The organism is Staphylococcus sp. FSL H8-0121 (genome assembly GCF_038008425.1).
Taxonomy (GTDB): Bacteria; Bacillota; Bacilli; order Staphylococcales; family Staphylococcaceae; genus Staphylococcus; species Staphylococcus pasteuri.
This window is the reverse complement of the sequence record NZ_JBBOZB010000002.1, coordinates 884,780-903,438: the sequence shown is the minus strand read 5'-3', so window position 1 is coordinate 903,438 and position 18,659 is coordinate 884,780. Positions and strand designations below refer to the sequence as shown.

General features: G+C 31.4%; 21 protein-coding genes. 8 read left to right on the top strand and 13 right to left on the bottom strand.

The features are described from left to right. Positions 1–11: 11 nt before the first annotated feature. Complete coding sequence (locus LFT63_RS09740; RefSeq protein ID WP_117239394.1) at positions 12–1,037, bottom strand: zinc-binding dehydrogenase; 1,026 nt, start codon at positions 1,035–1,037, stop codon at positions 12–14. Then, positions 1,030–1,746 carry a D-ribitol-5-phosphate cytidylyltransferase gene (locus LFT63_RS09735; protein ID WP_029056585.1) on the bottom strand — a complete coding sequence of 239 codons (717 nt, stop codon included), beginning with the start codon at positions 1,744–1,746 and terminating at the stop codon, positions 1,030–1,032. Before LFT63_RS09735 ends, LFT63_RS09740 begins: the two co-directional genes overlap by 8 nt. A 307-nt stretch (positions 1,747–2,053) precedes the next feature. Between LFT63_RS09735 and LFT63_RS09730 the strand changes: the two genes are divergently transcribed. Then, positions 2,054–3,442, top strand: a complete 1,389-nt coding sequence (locus LFT63_RS09730) for an L-cystine transporter (protein WP_029056586.1) — start codon at positions 2,054–2,056, stop codon at positions 3,440–3,442. A gap of 67 nt (positions 3,443–3,509) precedes the next feature. Here the strand turns inward: LFT63_RS09730 and nfsA are convergent, their stop codons facing one another. Then, positions 3,510–4,265 (bottom strand): oxygen-insensitive NADPH nitroreductase, encoded by a 756-nt coding sequence (gene nfsA, locus LFT63_RS09725; protein ID WP_070451902.1) that lies wholly within the window; start codon positions 4,263–4,265, stop codon positions 3,510–3,512. A 494-nt stretch (positions 4,266–4,759) separates the two neighbouring features. Between nfsA and ahpC the strand changes: the two genes are divergently transcribed. The 5 genes from ahpC (at position 4,760) to LFT63_RS09700 (ending at position 10,146) form a co-directional block, all read left to right on the top strand. After that, the gene (ahpC, locus tag LFT63_RS09720; protein WP_002451489.1) at positions 4,760–5,329 is read left to right on the top strand and encodes an alkyl hydroperoxide reductase subunit C; all 570 of its coding nucleotides are present in this window, start codon (positions 4,760–4,762) and stop codon (positions 5,327–5,329) included. A gap of 17 nt (positions 5,330–5,346) precedes the next feature. Further along, the gene (ahpF, locus tag LFT63_RS09715; protein ID WP_046467363.1) at positions 5,347–6,870 is read left to right on the top strand and encodes an alkyl hydroperoxide reductase subunit F; all 1,524 of its coding nucleotides are present in this window, start codon (positions 5,347–5,349) and stop codon (positions 6,868–6,870) included. A gap of 209 nt (positions 6,871–7,079) precedes the next feature. Further along, complete coding sequence (locus tag LFT63_RS09710) at positions 7,080–8,822, top strand: hypothetical protein (protein WP_029056589.1); 1,743 nt, start codon at positions 7,080–7,082, stop codon at positions 8,820–8,822. A gap of 139 nt (positions 8,823–8,961) precedes the next feature. Further along, positions 8,962–9,588 carry an NDxxF motif lipoprotein gene (locus tag LFT63_RS09705; RefSeq protein ID WP_017638451.1) on the top strand — a complete coding sequence of 209 codons (627 nt, stop codon included), beginning with the start codon at positions 8,962–8,964 and terminating at the stop codon, positions 9,586–9,588. A gap of 177 nt (positions 9,589–9,765) precedes the next feature. Further along, positions 9,766–10,146 carry a hypothetical protein gene (locus LFT63_RS09700; protein ID WP_029056590.1) on the top strand — a complete coding sequence of 127 codons (381 nt, stop codon included), beginning with the start codon at positions 9,766–9,768 and terminating at the stop codon, positions 10,144–10,146. Between the two features lie 75 nt (positions 10,147–10,221). On the opposite strand, the gene LFT63_RS09695 is transcribed toward LFT63_RS09700, so the two are convergent. The 7 genes from LFT63_RS09695 to rpsF form a co-directional block, all read right to left on the bottom strand. Further along, positions 10,222–10,800, bottom strand: coding sequence for a histidine phosphatase family protein (locus LFT63_RS09695; RefSeq protein ID WP_029056591.1), 579 nt, complete (start codon positions 10,798–10,800; stop codon positions 10,222–10,224). Positions 10,801–10,822: 22 nt separating this feature from the next. After that, on the bottom strand, positions 10,823–11,452 hold the full coding sequence (locus tag LFT63_RS09690; protein WP_340768945.1) for a LysE family translocator: 630 nt from the start codon (positions 11,450–11,452) through the stop codon (positions 10,823–10,825). A 683-nt stretch (positions 11,453–12,135) separates the two neighbouring features. Then, complete coding sequence (locus LFT63_RS09685; RefSeq protein ID WP_017637491.1) at positions 12,136–12,390, bottom strand: GlsB/YeaQ/YmgE family stress response membrane protein; 255 nt, start codon at positions 12,388–12,390, stop codon at positions 12,136–12,138. A 559-nt stretch (positions 12,391–12,949) separates the two neighbouring features. Then, a complete protein-coding gene (locus tag LFT63_RS09680) occupies positions 12,950–13,468 on the bottom strand; it encodes a VOC family protein (RefSeq protein ID WP_029056593.1) in 519 nt (172 codons plus the stop codon). A gap of 251 nt (positions 13,469–13,719) precedes the next feature. Continuing rightward, positions 13,720–13,962, bottom strand: coding sequence for a 30S ribosomal protein S18 (gene rpsR, locus LFT63_RS09675; protein WP_002451519.1), 243 nt, complete (start codon positions 13,960–13,962; stop codon positions 13,720–13,722). A 43-nt stretch (positions 13,963–14,005) separates the two neighbouring features. Next, entirely contained in the window at positions 14,006–14,521 is a 516-nt protein-coding gene (ssb, locus tag LFT63_RS09670) for a single-stranded DNA-binding protein (protein WP_017637494.1), read from the bottom strand. 21 nt (positions 14,522–14,542) lie between these two features. Next, positions 14,543–14,839, bottom strand: coding sequence for a 30S ribosomal protein S6 (gene rpsF, locus LFT63_RS09665; RefSeq protein WP_017637495.1), 297 nt, complete (start codon positions 14,837–14,839; stop codon positions 14,543–14,545). Between the two features lie 378 nt (positions 14,840–15,217). Between rpsF and LFT63_RS09660 the strand changes: the two genes are divergently transcribed. Together LFT63_RS09660 and LFT63_RS09655 are read left to right on the top strand one after the other, a co-directional pair. Then, entirely contained in the window at positions 15,218–16,039 is an 822-nt protein-coding gene (locus LFT63_RS09660; RefSeq protein ID WP_017637496.1) for a GH25 family lysozyme, read from the top strand. Between the two features lie 64 nt (positions 16,040–16,103). Further along, positions 16,104–16,295: a hypothetical protein gene (locus tag LFT63_RS09655; protein ID WP_017637497.1), complete on the top strand. Its 192-nt coding sequence runs from the start codon at positions 16,104–16,106 to the stop codon at positions 16,293–16,295. Positions 16,296–16,427: 132 nt separating this feature from the next. On the opposite strand, the gene ychF is transcribed toward LFT63_RS09655, so the two are convergent. From ychF to LFT63_RS09640, 3 genes are read right to left on the bottom strand one after another with little or no spacing between them, the layout of a single operon-like run. Further along, a complete protein-coding gene (gene ychF / locus LFT63_RS09650) occupies positions 16,428–17,525 on the bottom strand; it encodes a redox-regulated ATPase YchF (RefSeq protein WP_029056594.1) in 1,098 nt (365 codons plus the stop codon). Positions 17,526–17,536: 11 nt separating this feature from the next. Beyond that, complete coding sequence (locus LFT63_RS09645) at positions 17,537–17,740, bottom strand: DUF951 domain-containing protein (protein WP_017637499.1); 204 nt, start codon at positions 17,738–17,740, stop codon at positions 17,537–17,539. Positions 17,741–17,760: 20 nt separating this feature from the next. After that, positions 17,761–18,639: a mechanosensitive ion channel family protein gene (locus tag LFT63_RS09640; RefSeq protein ID WP_046467355.1), complete on the bottom strand. Its 879-nt coding sequence runs from the start codon at positions 18,637–18,639 to the stop codon at positions 17,761–17,763. Positions 18,640–18,659: the final 20 nt, after the last annotated feature.

Sequence of the window (18,659 nt, the reverse complement as noted above, 5' to 3'; positions counted from 1 at the left end):
ATCCTTTCGTATTACATAATCCATTTCAAAACTGTTTTTCCCCATGAATTAGATAAATCTGATTCAAAAGCATTGATAACATCATTAATAGTACGAATTTCAAACTCTTCGCCTTTTAATAATGCTAACTTGTCAATAATGTCAGGGTGTTTTTCATAAAGATTAACTACATTTTTAAAGTCTTCAGCACCACTTCGACTACTACCTATCACTGTCAGTCCTTTTTCTAAAATAAGTCTAGTATTGATTTCAACTGGCATTTCACTAACACCTAATAAAGAAATACTTCCTTCTGGTCTAATTAAATTAATGATTTGGTTGATTGCATCTTGGCTACCTTTACCTCCAACACATTCAAACCCATGATCTATGTCTAAATCATCGGTTATATTATCTATGTGGTATACGCCATTTACGAAAGAAAAATGACTTAATTTATAATCTGTTTTTCCAAAAACATATATTTGGGCTTTTGGATATAATTTTCTAAGTAGAAGTGCGGTAATATAACCTAAATTGCCATCTCCCCATACGCCAAACGACGATTTATGACCAGTTGCCTTTTGTTCAAAACGATCAATCGCATGCAAACTAACAGTAACTAATTCCGTGTATGACAATATACTTAAGTCGCTACCTTCTGGCAGAGGTACAACTCTATCATGTTTTAATAAATTGAAATCTTGCATAAATCCATCATAGCCACTCGATTTAAATTGACTGGTTGGTAAATAGTTTTCTAAAATGAATTCGCTATTTTCTATTGGTGTATTGGGAACCATGACTACTTTAGTACCTATTTTAAAGATACCTTTACTATCGAATACAACTTCACCTACCCCTTCATGAATTAAAGACATAGGCAACTTCTTTTTTAACGTTTGTTTATCTCTATTACCTGTATAATATCGTTGATCTGCAGCGCAAATGGATAAATATTGAGGACGAACTATAACATAATCACTAAAAATATCGACACTATCGTATGAAACTTCAAATTGTCTTGGAGAAGTAAGGCGATAAATTTGATTAATCATGATGGATGTCACCTTTGATAATAGCGTTAGCTACTTGTAAGTCATATGGCGTCGTTACTTTAATATTGAATGTTTCTCCTCTAACTAGTTTGACTGTCTGATTATTTTCAACGATAATTTTGCAAGCATCCGTCAATACTTCTTTTTGCTTCTCATTTAATCGGTTGTAACTTTCTTTCAATAATTTGATTTTAAAAGACTGCGGGGTCTGTCCTTGGTACATATGACTTCTTATTGGAATAGAAGTGACACTGTCTTGATTTTTAGCAACGACAATAGTATCAATAGCTTCAATAACAGTGTCTACAGCACCATATTTAATAGCTCCGTCAATATTTTCTTTGATTATTCGATATGTTAAAAAAGGCCTCACAGCATCGTGAGTGACTATAATATCGTCTTCTTCTATAGGTTTATATTTTTCAATATGTTCAACAATATTCATAATCGTTTCATTTCTATCTTTACCGCCTGCAATGACATCAATTCTTGAATCTGAAATATTATATTTTTTCAATGTATCAATCGTATGAGATAGCCATTTTGACGGTGTAGCAATGATGATTTTTTCAAATTCGTTTAACAAAATGAATTTCTCAATTGTATGTATTAAAATCGGTTTATTATCTAAATCTAAAAATTGCTTAGGTAAAGGAACATTCCCCATTCTTGAACCGATTCCACCAGCAAGTATTCCAGCAAATTTCATTTATCAATTCTCCTTTTAATCGTAACAAGGATATCATTTTTAAATTATTATATAACATATTTAATATATAACATAACAAACTAAGTTGTCTATCTATATATTAGCGAAGTGATTCATAATGAATACGGCTTTTTATAATGACTAAAAATATATTGATAAATAAAACTAAATCTACAAATTTATGTTTTATTTTTAATTCTGAGTATTCCTATAATATTTACAATCATACCCTTGATTTATAAAAATAACAGTTATATTCTTAATACATAACTTTTATAAAAAATGAATTGTTAAGGGAGTGTTGATTTTGGTTCCATTTTTAACAGTGGTTAATGTTATCGTGCTTATTGCCTTTATTATCATGTTAAATGTCATGGCTAGAAAGCATATATCATTTCCTAAACGTGTGTTTACAGCGTTAGCTATAGGCATCATTTTAGGTATCGCAATGCACCTCATTTATGGTGTGGACTCAAAAGTAATCGAAACTACAAGTGATTGGTTTAGTATCGTAGGTGACGGATATGTCGCATTACTACAAATGATTGTTATGCCTCTTATCTTTATTTCAATCGTTTCAGCATTTAGTAAAATTCAAATTGGGGATAAATTTGCTAAAATTGGTAGCTACATTTTTATGTTTCTCATCGGAACTGTTGCAATAGCTGCATTAGTAGGTATTGGATATGCTTTATTATTCGGTTTAGATGCATCTTCAATTGATTTAGGTAGTGCAGAACATTCACGTGGTAGTGAAATTTCAAAAGAAGCTAAAAACTTAACTGCACACACATTACCTCAACAAATATTAGAACTATTACCAAGCAATCCTTTCTTAGACTTTACTGGTCAAAGAACTACGTCTACGATTGCCGTAGTAATATTCGCTTCATTTGTAGGATTTGCCTATTTACGTGTAGCTCGTAAAGAACCTAATCATGGCGATGTACTTAAACGTGGTATAGAAGCCATTTATTCAGTTGTCATGGCTATTGTTACTTTCGTATTAAGATTGACACCATATGGTATCTTAGCCATTATGACATCAACAATTGCGACAAGTGACTTTGCTGCTATATGGACTTTAGGTAAATTTATGATTGCATCTTATGCAGCACTAATTACGATGTATATCATTCACTTAATCATTTTATCTATCCTTGGTATTAATCCAATAAAATATATGAAGAAAACATTCGAAGTGCTAGTGTTTGCCTTCACATCACGTTCAAGTGCTGGAGCGTTACCATTAAATATCCAAACACAAACAACACGTCTTGGTGTTCCTGAAGGTATCGCAAACTTCTCAGCAACATTCGGTTTATCAATTGGACAAAATGGATGTGCGGGTATCTACCCTGCTATGCTTGCAATTATGGTTGCACCAGTAGCTCATGTAGATATCGACTTACAGTTCATCGTGACATTAGTAGCAGTTGTTATCATAAGTTCATTTGGTGTTGCAGGTGTAGGTGGCGGTGCGACATTCGCTTCCATCTTAGTTTTATCAACTCTAAACTTACCTGTAGCTTTAGCCGGTGTTTTAATTTCTATAGAACCGCTTATAGACATGGGTCGTACTGCACTTAACGTCAACGATTCTATTTTAGCCGGTACTGGTACCGCAAAACTCACTAAAAATTGGGACAAAAAATCATTTGAATCTAATGAATACGGTGAATTAACAACGAATTAAATTTCAGATTAAAAAAGGGAGAATGCCTATTGTAGTGGCATTCTCCCTTTTTATGTTCATGTATTTATTATTTTTTAATTAATCCTGCATTATTCAATTGATTCAACATGTCTAATCTTGTTTTATTTCCCATAAATGATTCAATTTGTTCTGACCAGGTTTCGCTTCTTTCACCATTGGTACGTTCTTTATAATAATTACTTATTGTTTGATCATAATCTTGTAGTTCACTAATTTGTTTGTCTTTATCTGAATTATATTTGTTTCTATGGAAGACATGCTCTAAAGGTAAGCGGGGTTTCGCTGCACCATTTTCATTATCAGCTGGTTCACCAACAGCCATTCCAAATAGAGGGAAGGTATATTCAGGTAAGTCTAAAATCTCACGTACTCGTCCAACATCGTTACGTAATGAACCTAAATAAACCATACCATATCCCATATCTTCAGCTGCGACTGCAATGTTTTCTGCAACAAGTGCAACATCAATAGAACCTACTAATAAACCTTCAGCTGATTCAAATGAAATTTCCATATTTGATTCTGCTTTTTCATTAACTAAATTATGACGATAATAATCTAAAACAAATACAAATAAAAATCCATTTTCAACAACATACGGTTGTCCTGATACTTCTTTCAAATCTTCTTTAATTTTAGGGTCATCAACACCAATGATTGAATATGCTTGTAAAAAACTAGATGTTGATGCGCTTTGACCTGCTTCAACCAATTTCTCTACTATTTCTTGGCTTAATGGTGTTGTTTTAAAACGACGCACCGAATGATGCTTTTTCATTAACTCATATACATAATCTGACATTATAGTTCCACTCCTATATATTCGAAAAATAAAATTCCCGTAATTTATCTTTAATTATTGTATACCCTTTTCAATTAGATTTTAAATGAGTTGCACTCACTAAAATGATAGTCTTACAATGATTAAATCGTGTTTTATGAAAGTTATGATTTAACATGTTAGTATCGAGGTATAGTATGATGTAATAAAATTACACCATATTATCAATCATAAGTATTTAGTTGAGAATGAAGTTATTATTTTAATATTAAAAAGTATCATTATTAATATTAATAATTACTTACTCTATTCTAAATAATAATTTCATTAGATATGCTAAAACACTTACAACATCAATTTTAAAAGTATATATTCATATGTACGAGTTGATGAAGTTGACTATTTAATATCTAGATGTAATAATATTAAACAAGAGATTAGAATTATTATAATTAAACAATGATTGTTATCTAATTCTAATAAAACATTCTCAATTAATCAGGAGGAATTTAACTATGTCTTTAATTAATAAAGAAATCTTACCATTCACAGCGCAAGCTTACGATCCAAAGAAAGATGAATTCAAAGAAGTATCTCAAGAAGACTTAAAAGGTTCTTGGAGTGTAGTATGCTTCTATCCTGCAGACTTCTCATTCGTTTGTCCAACTGAATTAGAAGACTTACAAAACCAATATGACAAATTACAAGAATTAGGCGTAAATGTATTCTCAGTTTCTACTGATACTCATTTCGTACACAAAGCTTGGCATGATCATTCAGATGCTATCAGCAAAATCCAATACAATATGATTGGTGACCCTTCTCAAACAATCACTCGTAACTTCGACGTATTAGATGAAGAACTTGGTCTAGCACAACGTGGTACATTCATTATCGACCCTGATGGTGTTGTACAAGCTGCAGAAATCAATGCTGATGGAATCGGCCGTGACGCTAGTACATTAGTTCACAAAATCAAAGCTGCTCAATATGTACGTCAACATCCAGGTGAAGTTTGCCCTGCAAAATGGGAAGAAGGTTCTGAAACTTTACAACCAGGATTAGACTTAGTAGGTAAAATTTAAGGAGGCATTAATTAATTATGCTTAATGCTGATTTAAAACAACAATTACAACAATTACTTGAGCTAATGGAAGGCGACGTTGAATTCGTCGCTAGCCTTGGCTCTGATGATAAATCTAAAGAATTAAAAGAATTATTAGATGAAGTAACAGAGATGTCATCTCACATCACTCTTACTGAAAAAGAATTGAAACGTACACCTAGTTTCTCAGTAAATCGTCCAGGCGAAGAAACTGGTATTACTTTCGCAGGTATTCCTTTAGGTCACGAATTTAACTCACTTGTATTAGCTATTTTACAAGTAAGTGGTCGTCCACCTAAAGAACAACAATCTGTTATTGATCAGATTAAAGGACTTGAAGGTTCATTCCATTTTGAAACCTTTGTAAGTTTAACTTGTCAAAAATGTCCAGATGTTGTTCAAGCATTAAACTTAATGAGTGTAATCAACCCTAACATTACACATACAATGATTGACGGTGCAGTATTCCGTGAAGAATCTGAAAACATCATGGCAGTACCTGCTGTCTTCTTAGATGGAGAAGAGTTTGGTAACGGCCGTATGTCAATTCAAGATATTCTTAACCAATTAGGAAGTACTGCTGACGCATCAGAATTCGAAGGCAAAGACCCTTATGATGTATTAGTTATCGGTGGCGGTCCAGCAAGTGGTAGTGCTGCAATTTATACGGCACGTAAAGGTTTACGCACTGGTATTGTGGCTGACCGCATTGGTGGACAAGTTAATGATACTGCTGGTATTGAAAACTTCATTACTGTTAAAGAAACAACAGGTTCTGAATTTTCATCTCATTTAGCAGACCATATTGCTCAATACGACATTGATACTATGACTGGTATTCGTGCTACTAATATTGAAAAAACAGATAGTGCAATTCGCGTTACGTTAGAAAACGATGCTGTACTAGAAACTAAAACAGCCATCATTTCTACAGGTGCAAGTTGGCGTAAACTTAATATTCCAGGCGAAGATCGTTTACTCAACAAAGGTGTTGCTTTCTGCCCTCACTGTGATGGTCCTTTATTTGAAAACAAAGACGTTGCAGTAATCGGTGGCGGTAACTCAGGTGTTGAAGCAGCGATTGATTTAGCTGGAATTGTTAAGCATGTCACTGTCTTCGAATATTCAGAAGAATTGAAAGCTGACAGTGTACTTCAAAATCGTTTACGTTCATTATCAAATGTTGATATCAAAACTAAAGCAAGAACAACAGAAGTTATTGGTGAAGACCATGTCACTGGTATTAAATACGAAGATATGAACACTGGCGAAGAACAAGTGGTTAATTTAGATGGTATCTTTGTACAAATCGGTTTAGTACCTAACACAGCATGGATATCAGATGCTGTTGAATTAAATGGTCGTGGAGAAGTTGTTATTGATAATAATAACAGCACAAACGTTCCAGGTATCTTTGCCGCTGGTGACGTGACTGATCAGAAAAACAAACAAATCATTATTTCTATGGGTGCAGGCGCAAATGCTGCCCTAAACGCATTCGATTATATTATTAGAAATTAATACCCGCTATAAAACATTTCATTAAAATATATCTTCAAAACAGAATTCCTTAATGGAATTCTGTTTTTTTATTATTATATTCAATAAACATGTTATGATATAAGTAATGAAAAATTTTTATCTTTTAACATCGTTGGGTTTTTACATTATGACGTAAACTGTTTTCTAGTCTAAATCCATCACACATCATATATTTTAAAGGAGCTATTATGAATACCTTAAATCATATTACTAAAGTGAAAATTTATGAAATCCAAACATTTTTAGACATCCCTAGAAAACTTTCACCACTCGAAACCTTACATATTGCTTTTCAACCACACAATGTGAACCTTATTTATAACAATATGGGAAAAGACGAACAAACATACATCGAAAACTTGTTAAAGGATGCTTCATCAACTGTTAACGTTAATGAAGACATAAAGACTACTTGCAAATTAACAGATCAATTAGGATTCTTCTATAAAGAATCTACAGATGAATATATTATAGACCCTATCTATTTAAATAAGGTAAATGAATATGTTTTTACTGGACTCTATGAATATAAAGACTTAGATAATGATAACAAGCAATTGCTAAAAGAATTTAAAAAGCTAGATGAAAAAGTACGTTACAATATAGAACATACTAATTTAAAAGATTATTTAACAACTTTAAAAGCAAAAGATATTCAAAACATCTTAAAATTTTACGAATTTAAAAATACTTCAAAATTAAAAAAAGCTGATGCTGTGAAATTAATCAATGATACATTCTTTGAAAATAATGAATTGTTAGAACGTGTATTCAATCAATTTACAAATTCAACATTATTTATATTTCAATCTATATATGAAAACGACAAAAATTACACTTCCAATATAGATATCGCATCAACAGTTAATGACGTTCAAGAACTCACTTCACCATCACAGTTATTCAATTATTCATTTATATTCAACTACAATGCACGTTATAATATCGTTTCGATACCATATGACGCATTAGATTTTATAGATAAATATATTCAGTCAACTGGTGGCTTAGAATCGGTTATTGATGACCAAATTGAAAGAATCGGCACTCAAAAAGATAATATATTTGAATCACTAGCAGAACATTCATTAATCTCTGAAATTGAGGATGATTTAACTGGTTGGGATAGTTTAGGTGACTTTGATAGCTTAGCAGATTCTGAAGACAATTTTACTGAAAATGATATCATTGAGGCATTTGAGGAAAATAATCCAGATAATAAAGACGAGTTAGATAACAGTACATTAGAATCAGTTAACATAGAAAATTATATGGATCCAGAAATCCGTCAAAATCTAGTGCAAGAGCAATTGAAGCATTTTAAAAATGATCCTAAAAAACAACATTACGTTACACCTCTAAATATCTATATTGCAATCACAAATCTGTATGGTTATGCTTCTTTAGAGCGTGTGTCCTATTTGATGAAACATCTATATAATAAAGAGATGACTCAAAATAATATCAAAGATGAGATTAAAGATATGGATATCAGTCGTTTAGTCACTATTCAAAACGATATGCTATTACATCCTGTCATTCCTTTGTTAACAAATAGTAGTGATATTGATGACCCGTTTAAAGAGTTCTATGTACCAGACAATTTAGATGAACTGCTAACATATGTAAACAATGAATATTATGAACGCAATACCAAACTTAAACAGTTCATTAAATTCATTAGAAATAACATTAAAGCAAATGATGATATTGAAAAAGAAAAAGCCGTTCAGTATATACTATTTCATTTACGAATAGCACCCGATGAAGAACATGCTGTTGAAATGATGAACAATCTTATTAAAGAGGATAAGATTTTACCAGTACCGGATAAAACATTGAGCAAACAAATAGAAAAAGGTTGGACTCATCTAAGATTATGGAGTACACGTGGTTTTACAGTTCAAGAAATCTTGAATTCCACTAAATAATGAACGTACACAAAATGTTCATAGTTCATTATTTAATCAATGCTTAAACATTCAAATCATTTTTGATACGTGATACGCTATAATATATAATAAATTAAACACAATGAATATTGTACGAATAAAAGGAGTACCAAACCTAATGAAGAAAAGAGTCCTACTCACGTTAATCTTATCATTTGCACTTGTACTATCAGCTTGTGCCAATAAAAGTGAAGATGACAATGATCAAGATTCACATAGTAATGCTCATGCACCTAAAAATGCTAAGCAATTAAAAGAAAAAGATATTTTCACTTCTAACAAAAAGAATGCAACAATAAGTGAAGATGAAATGAACAAAGCACTTGAAAAATATTTACAAGTCAATAGCGATATTCTTGATAATAAGTACGTTATCCAACACCAATTAGATCGTCAAAGTGATAGCAGTAAAAAGATTACTAAAAAACAATCAGATCGTTTAAGTGAACTATCTAATTTGGCTGTTAAAAACGACTTACACTTCAAAAAATTCGTGAATAATAATAAAATTCCAAATGAATATAAAGATCCAACCAATCGTATTATCAAATATTTCAAAGCATTAAATAGTACTATTGCTGATGTCGATGAAGAGATTGAACAATTAAACTATCAACCTCAAAATTCAATCAATGTTGTTGATGTGCCAACTAACTATGCAGGCGATGTAAATAAAAAACAACAAGATAAAATCAAATCATTCTTGGATAAGAAAAATATCAAGACAGACGTTTTTGATAAATAGTAAATAAGCTTCTATTCGGTAAGTTTCATTATGAAAACTAATCGAGTAGAAGCTTTTTGTATGCTGTATTTATTTGGTTATACGCATTTATCGTAACATTGACATCATTACAATACTTAGTCACACTAATAAATGAGCAAAATTTTAAAAACAACATATATTTATAGGAGTGAGAACATGAAACGTCGCGTAATTTTTGTGATTATTGCAATTTTATCAACTGTTGCTACAATCATTATGTGCGCTAAGCATCCGACAGGCCCACATACAATAAGCTTAGATAAACCTGCAGAACTTTGGACTGCTATTGGTACTGTAGTTGCATTTGCGCTACCTGCACTTATTTTAAGTATTTTCAATCATCTTACTACTAGAATTATATCTAGCGTTCTACAAATTATTGCAATTGTACCTTGGTCTGGATTAGCTGTTGTCGCATTTATCCTAGAAGACTATTCAGTCGGTATTACTGCTGCAATTTCTGTTATTTTAATTATTATTAGTACGTTCGTTACTTTAATTGTGGGATCACCTAAACAGAAGAAACAAAATTCATAAAACAAGACACCCGGCTGTCTTAATTTATAAAAAAAGTGAAATGCGTTTGTATCATACACGCATTTCACCTTTTTATTATATTTCAATCAAATATGGCTTACAGTTTTCAACGTTAGCAGTTAATGCTTCGTCTTTTGTTAGTTGCTCTAAATAAACAAATAGACATCTAATAACAACTTGATGCGCTACAATAACAATCGCTTCTGCTTTTTTATCTACAATCGTATCGAAAAACATCGAAACTCTATCATAAACATCTTGATAACTTTCTCCTTCAGGTGCTTTTTGAGTAAAGCTATGGCGAAAATCTTTGTAATTATCGTCATTAAAATATTTATAAAAATGCTGATCTTCCGATACTTCTTTTTTAAATTTACCTTCAAACACACCTAATGATCTCTCTTTAAGTAAATCTGTAGAAGTCGTAGGAATATTGTATGGAAATATTGCTTCATATGTTTGCTGTGTTCTCAATAAACTCGACACGTACACATGATCAATCGCTTTATTCGCAAAGTAACCTACTAATGCTTGTGCACTTTCAGTTCCTTTTTCAGTTAATGGCACATTAAGTTGACCACAGAAATAAGGTTCTCCGTGCTTATTATCATAATTTGATTTAGATTCACCATGTCTTACTAAATATATTTTCACTTTAATTCCCACCCTAATTTGCTTAACTTGATTTACTTAATAATAAATTAATTGATAGACCAATCAAAATAATACCTACTGCATAATCAAAAATTGCTTTAATTTTCGGATTACTGAATAATAATTTAATATATTGGAATATGAATACACAAAATAAAAACCAACAACATACGACTAACACTACAGATAAGACTAAAATCGCCACTTGAGATGTCATATGTATATTTCCTTGTGATAAAAATTGAGGCAGTATACTCACGTAATAAAGTAATGCTTTAGGATTTAATATGGTACTTAAAAATCCTTGTCTATACGATGAAAGATATGAAACTTTGTTTAAATCTTGCTTTTGATCATTAAAAGACATAGACTGACGCGCTGACAAAATAGAACGAATACCTAAATAAATTAAGTAACACGCCCCAAATATTTTAATTAATAGAAAGACGTAATATAAACTTGTTAATATGTATATAATTCCGAAAATAGCTAAACACGCATAAACAATATGACCAGTCGTAATGCCCAATGCAGCTAACATACCATTTCTTTTTCCAGAATGGACAGTATTCTTCATGACGATTAGAAAATCTGGTCCCGGTACGATAATCATTAATAGTGAAATTAAAATAAACGTTACAATACCTTCCATGATGAATCCCTCCATAATAGTATCCTATCAAGAGTCGCATAAACATACAACAAAACGAAAAATATTGAGAATAGACTAACAATTCATGTATATAAAATTAATAGAATTAAACATATTCAAATATGATTGCCTAATTAAAATTAAATGTGTACAACGAAAAAATATTAATAGAATTAAGTTGTTTTAATTGGTATTTTAATTTAATTCATGATACTATGTACATGTAGTTATTAAGTAACTACAAAGTCTTTTATATTCATGAACATAATACTCCTGGATGGCGTTACCCAGCGTCATCCTCTTTTTATGCAAAAATTTAAGTGGTATTGCAATTTTCATTTTATAAATTATTTAAAAACCATTTACTTTATTTATTAACTATCTTTTAGGGTACAAAATAAATGAGGAGGGTTTTTATGAAAATACTTATTATAATATTAGGCATACTAGTTATGTTGTCATGGAGTTACCTATTCTATGTATTTAAAAAGAAAGGTTATGGCCAACAATCAATTAGAATTCAAAATATTATCCTTCTTTCTTGTCTTTTAACACTTCTAATGACCATTTTAGCAAGCATATACGTAGAATGATAAACTGATACTTACAATTCCAAAATAAAATGATATACAAAAATAGAGATGTCCTTATTTTCGAAGGTCATCTCTATAACTATATTTCAATTATTTTTTTCTTAAGGCTTTTAAGATTAAAGAAACTACAAAAATTAAAATAATTGAACCTAGTAATGCTGGGAAGATATAAATTCTACCTAATTCTGGACCCCAATGTCCAAAAATCATTGATCCAACCCAAGCACCAACGATACCAGCAATAACATTACCTAAAATACCTCCTGGGATATCTTTACCAAGAATTGCGCCTGCAATCCAACCGATAAGACCACCTACGATGATCATTCCTATTAGTCCAAACATGTATCTTCACTCCCTTCAATATGTAATTATTATATTGTCTACTTAAGGTGTATACCCCATATTCACTATTCGAAACGAATTTGGATAAAAATTTATTAAATTCAGTAAATAAATAGATATTTATTGATTGATTCTTATTAATCATTAGTTTAAAATTTTTAATTGCGATTAATTTAACAAAAATAAATAACTACTAACTAAATGGGATGGTTGTTAACATAATGATTATGGGAGGATGCATTATATGAAGAAAAATAAACTATCCTTTTTTAAAATATGCTTCGATGTGTTGAGTGCTATTTCAATTATTCTAATCCTATCTATTATTACACTTAACTTCTTTATCAAAGGTCATTTACACGGTCAGTTTGAAATCGGATTTCATGTGGAAAGCAAACAAATATATTTAATGACATTTTTAATTCTATTAATTATTTGTAGCAGCTTAACTTCATATATTATTGGCCATGTTAGTAAGAATAAATAGGAAAAAGCTATGGTTATGACATTTATTATCAAGTGTCTTAACCATAGCTTTTTTGATGATTTATATTTGACTTTATTCAGGAATAAATACTTCTGCTTCACTATCATTTGGATAGTAATATCCGTTTGGAATACATTGCAATTCTATCAATAAGTTCCATTCAGTTTTTAAATAAACACTACTACTATTTTCACTATCTTCATATCTAGAATTATCATGTTTTTCTGATAAAGGTATTGCTCCTGCTTCTACTGCTTGTTTGATTGCTACATCCATATCTTCTACAAAAATTGAAATATGATTAAAACCTAAATCCTCTAATCTTAAAGGTGATTTTTGATCACTATTTTGAATTTCAAACATTTCTATATTGGCGCCATTACCTATGACAATCATTCTTTGCTTTATAATTTCTGCTCCTTCTGATAAACCAAGCATTCTCTCAACCTCTTTACCCTTACGAGGTTCGTCATCATAAGTTAATCCATCATAAGCAACTTTTGCTCCAAATGCATTTTTTAAAAATTTTGTTGCTTCATCGATATTGGGAACAGTTAAACCTACATGATTAATACCTTTAATATTATCCATCAACAATACTCCTAACCGTATTTTTTATTAACTCGTTACTTCTAATAACAAGTTGTAACAAGCGATTTAATTTACTCTACTTACTTCCCCTATTTAATGGAGCATATTCATTGATAAGACTTTTAATAATATTAAGATATTGCTTACCTATCTTTTCTAAATCATTCGTACATTGCCTTATCTCTAGTTTTAAAAAACACAAAAATAACCCCGTAAGCCTATACTTACGGGGTTTGACAATAAATTATATATTATTGTTCTTCTTTAACATATGGTAATAAAGCCATATGACGTGCGCGTTTGATAGCAGCTGTCAACATACGTTGATATTTAGCTGAAGTACCAGTTACACGACGTGGTAAAATTTTACCGCGTTCTGAGATAAAACGTTTTAATAATTCAGTGTCTTTATAATCGATATGAGTAATACCATTTGCTGTGAAATAGCATACTTTTTTACGACGACGTCCGCCTCTTCTTGGTCCACCTGCCATGGTTAACTGCCTCCTTTTAATTTATTTTTTAATTAGTTATTTTTTAGAATGGTAAATCATCATCACTAATATCAATAGGTCCGTTTGCATTTGCAAATGGGTTATCTGATTGATTTGAATTAGATTTAGATGAATTGTTGTTATACGAAGTATTTTGTCCTGATTGTTGACCACCGAATCCTTGACCGTAGTCTTGGAATTCGTTGTTTTGTGAACGTTGGCCACCGCCGTTTTGTGAATTCTTAGGTTCAAGGAATTGAACACTGTCACAAACGACTTCAGTTACAAAGATACGACGACCTTCTTGATTTTCATAACTACGTGACTGTATGCGACCATCAACGCCAGCTAAACTACCTTTAGATAAGTAGTTATTTACATTTTCTGCTTGTCTTCTGAAAACAACACAGTTAATGAAATCTGCTTCGCGTTCCCCTTGAGCATTCGTGAAAGTACGATTAACTGCTAGAGTAAATGTCGCTACACTTACGCCTGAGGGAGTGGTTCTGTATTCTGGATCTTTCGTCAAACGACCTACTAATACAACTCTATTTATCATTTAAACGCCCCCGTCCAATTATTACTTATCTTGGTCTTCACGGATAACGATGTAACGAATGATATCGTCATTGATTTTAGCTAAACGTTGGAATTCGTCAGTAGCTCTATTGTTATCTGATTTGATACGTACGATGTTATAGAAACCTTCTTTGAAATCATTGATTTCATAAGCTAGGCGACGTTTACCCCAGTCTTTTACTTCTAAAACTTCTGATCCTTCTGAAGCTAAGATACCGTTAAAGCGTTCTACAACTGCTTTTTTCGCATCTTCTTCAATGTTTGGACGTACGATGTACATAATTTCATATGTTCTCATTGTATATTTGCACCTCCTTGTGGTCTATACGGCTTACCATCATTTTTGTGATAAGCAAGGAATAATTTTCATTACTCACAATCAAGAATTATAGCACAGAGTATTACTTTTTACAATCATATTTAATAATACATAGTCCTCAAAAATTATCATTAACTTAGTAACTGACAGTTATCCATTAATTTAGAATGTTCGCACACTTATTTTTGCATAAATTTTTTAATAACTTTTTATAAAAATAAACATTAATCTACATAGTAAAATCTATCGGTATATTGTGCAATTTTCATCATTGTAAATAGAATTTAATTGTAATAATATCATTGTTACGTTTTTAATTTAATTGCATTTAATTTTTATAAACAAAGGAGTACATATATGTTAAAGAAAGTATCATACTCGGTGTTAGCCGCATCGATGTTAACTACAATTTCAGGTATCAATTTATCATACGCTGACGAAAATTCAAAAAATACTGATGACAATAAAAATGAAAAAGGCACAATGGGTTATGGTTATCAACAATATATGAAAAAACATCCAGAAAAAGCTGAAAATAAAACACAAAATCGTTCTACTTTTTCAACTAAATCTCGTGCAGCAACAACAAATAATGGTGAGCGAGTATTAGATATTTCTGAATGGCAAGGTAATTTGACTGACGCTCAAGTCAAACAATTAAAGAAAAAGTATGACTTTATAATCATTCGAGGACAATACGGATCTGAATATGTCGATAAATGTTTACAACATAATTCTGAACTATTAGATAAGAACAATATGAAGTTTGGTGTTTATTCGTATAGTATGTATGAAAATGCTGACGATGCTCGCTACGAAGCGAAAATGTTATATAATCGTGCGCCAAAAGCTGAATTTTATGTTAATGACTACGAACAACAAACTGTTACTTCTGGCGATGCTAATACCGCCACAATAGCATGGGCTAACCAAATGAAAAAATTAGCTGGCGATAAAAAAGTTCTATTCTACTCTTATGAGAATTTTATGGTAAACAATGTGGCAAATGCCGTTAGTTCATACGATGGTTACTGGTTAGCGTCATATCAAGCTCAAGAACCAACTCGCGAAAAAGTACTTTGGCAATATACTGATAGCTTCTACTCACCAGAGTTAAACCAGAACGTAGATGCTAACTATGTAGATTCAAACGTAAACACAAACTGGTTTACATCGTAAATTTTTATAAAAAGCACTTCACAAATACGAACACTTGTTCTATAATAATGTTGAGGTGTTAAACATGAAATTGAATTTAGATTGGGATAAAGACTTTCAAGAGTTTCAAGATATATTAAATTGTGGTTTACACCCAGAATGGTTGTATAATGCTAAAGCAAATATGATTTTAGAGCCTGCCTATACTGGTGAAGGTAAACAATTTTTTAGAACAACAGATATTATTAAAGCAAGCGAAACTATTCCTTTCTTTTAAAATAAATTATCTTTAAATCAAGCAATGTAGTCTGTCACTAAGCAACTCCGACCTAGCACTACATTGCTTTTTTTAATATTAAAAAACTACTCTAGATATTCTAGAGTAGTTATAATCCCTATTATTTAACGTTTATACATTAAATCTGAAGTGGACAATGTCGCCATCTTGCATGATATAATCTTTACCTTCTAAGCGTTGTCTACCCGCTTCTTTAGCACCATGTTCTCCACCATGTTCAACGTAATCACTATAACTTGTTACTTCTGCACGAATGAAACCACGTTCGAAGTCAGTATGAATAATTCCGGCACATTGGGGTGCTGTCATTCCTTGTACGAATGTCCATGCACGTACTTCTTGTACACCAGCAGTGAAGTATGTTGATAATCCTAATAAATCATAAGTTGTACGAATTAAACGATCTAATCCTGGTTCTTCGATACCTAAATCTTCTAAGAACATTTCTTTATCTTCGTCATCTAATGTTGCTATTTCTTCTTCGATTTTCGCACTAATTACAATTACTTCAGAATCTTCTTGTGCAGCATAATCACGAATTGCTTTAACTTTATCGTTTTCTTCATCGCCAATTTCATCTTCACCAACATTAGCAATATATAACATTTTTTTAGATGTTAATAATTGTGCTTGGTTAACCCATTTTTGATCTTCATCATTGAATTCAATACTACGAACTGGTTTACCTTCTTCTAACGTTTCTTTGATTTTTGATAAAATGCGTAATTCCATTTCCGCTGTTTTATCTTTTTGTCGAGCCATTTTTTCAATCTTAGGTAAGCGTTTCTCTACTGATTCTAAATCTGCTAATACTAATTCCATGTTGATAACTTCAATGTCATCTAATGGATTTACTTGTCCAGAAACGTGAGTAACATTTTCATCATCAAACGCACGTACAACTTGGCAAATTGCATCTACTTCTCTAATGTGTGATAAGAATTTATTTCCTAGACCTTCACCTTTTGACGCACCTTTAACAATACCAGCAATATCCGTGAATTCGAATGTTGTCGGAATCGTTTTCTTAGGTTGAACCATTTCTTCTAATTTTAACAAACGTGAATCCGGAACTTCTACGATTCCTACGTTTGGATCAATTGTTGCGAATGGGTAGTTCGCCGCTAAAGCCCCCGCTTTAGTAATTGCATTAAAAAGTGTAGACTTCCCTACGTTTGGTAAACCTACAATACCTGCTGTTAAAGCCATTAATCATTCTCCTAACTTTCTGTATCTTGATTGGATACTAAAATTTTCTTTAATTTTTTATTAAACGTCTGACGTGGAATCATAATACTACGATGACAATTTTCACATTTAATTCTTATATCAGCGCCCATTCTTATGATTTTAAAACGATTTGTTCCACATGCATGTTGTTTTTTCATTTCTACTATATCATTTATTCCGTAATTTGACGTCATGAAATTACCTCCAATGATAACTAGCCACGTTTTTGCTCATCGTATGGGGCAAAAATAGGTTTAGGCATCTTAATATTTTCTCTAACAAATAATCGTTGTACTTCTTTTCTAATAATTCTTCCTCCAGATGCACCTTCGCCTGGTATTGTTTCAGCAGAAATTCTAATAGTAACTTTATTATTGTCTATAGAATCAATACCTTCTACTACTGGATCACTCACAAATAAGTAATACTTACTTCTAAGTGATTGGAATAATTTATTTAACTCTTTCTCAACGTGATCTAAATTTTCTTCTACTGAAACTGGTATAGCTACAATGGATGTACCATTAGTAATAGAAAAGTTAGTAATTTCACCCATACTACCATTTGGCAAGATTGTTAATTCACCAGAAATTGTATTAATACGCGTTGATCTAAGCCCGATAGATTTTACAGTTCCCTCAGCGACTGTAGTACCACCGCTATTAATTTTAACATAGTCACCAACATCAAATTGATTTTCAAATATAATAAAAAATCCAGTTATGATATCTTTAACTATTGTTTGCGCACCAAAACCAACTGCTAGTCCTACTACACCAGCACTAGCTATAATGCCTTCAACACTGATACCAAATTTACTTAAAATTGTAGTAATAACAATAAACCATACTATATATTTAACTACATTTTGTACGAGTGATATTAATGTATTGGAACGTTTTTTATTTCCTTTTTTACTTTTGTTTTGAATTTTAAATCCTTGTTCTATAACTTTGTTCAAAATACTTATTACAATAATAGCAGCTACAATATAAATCAAAATTGTAATAATTTTAATAGCTAAGTTTTCATATGTTTCTACTTTTGTAAGTGGTTCTAATAAAGAAGAAAGGATATGTTTGACCTGATTCATTGTGTAATTACCTCCTCATC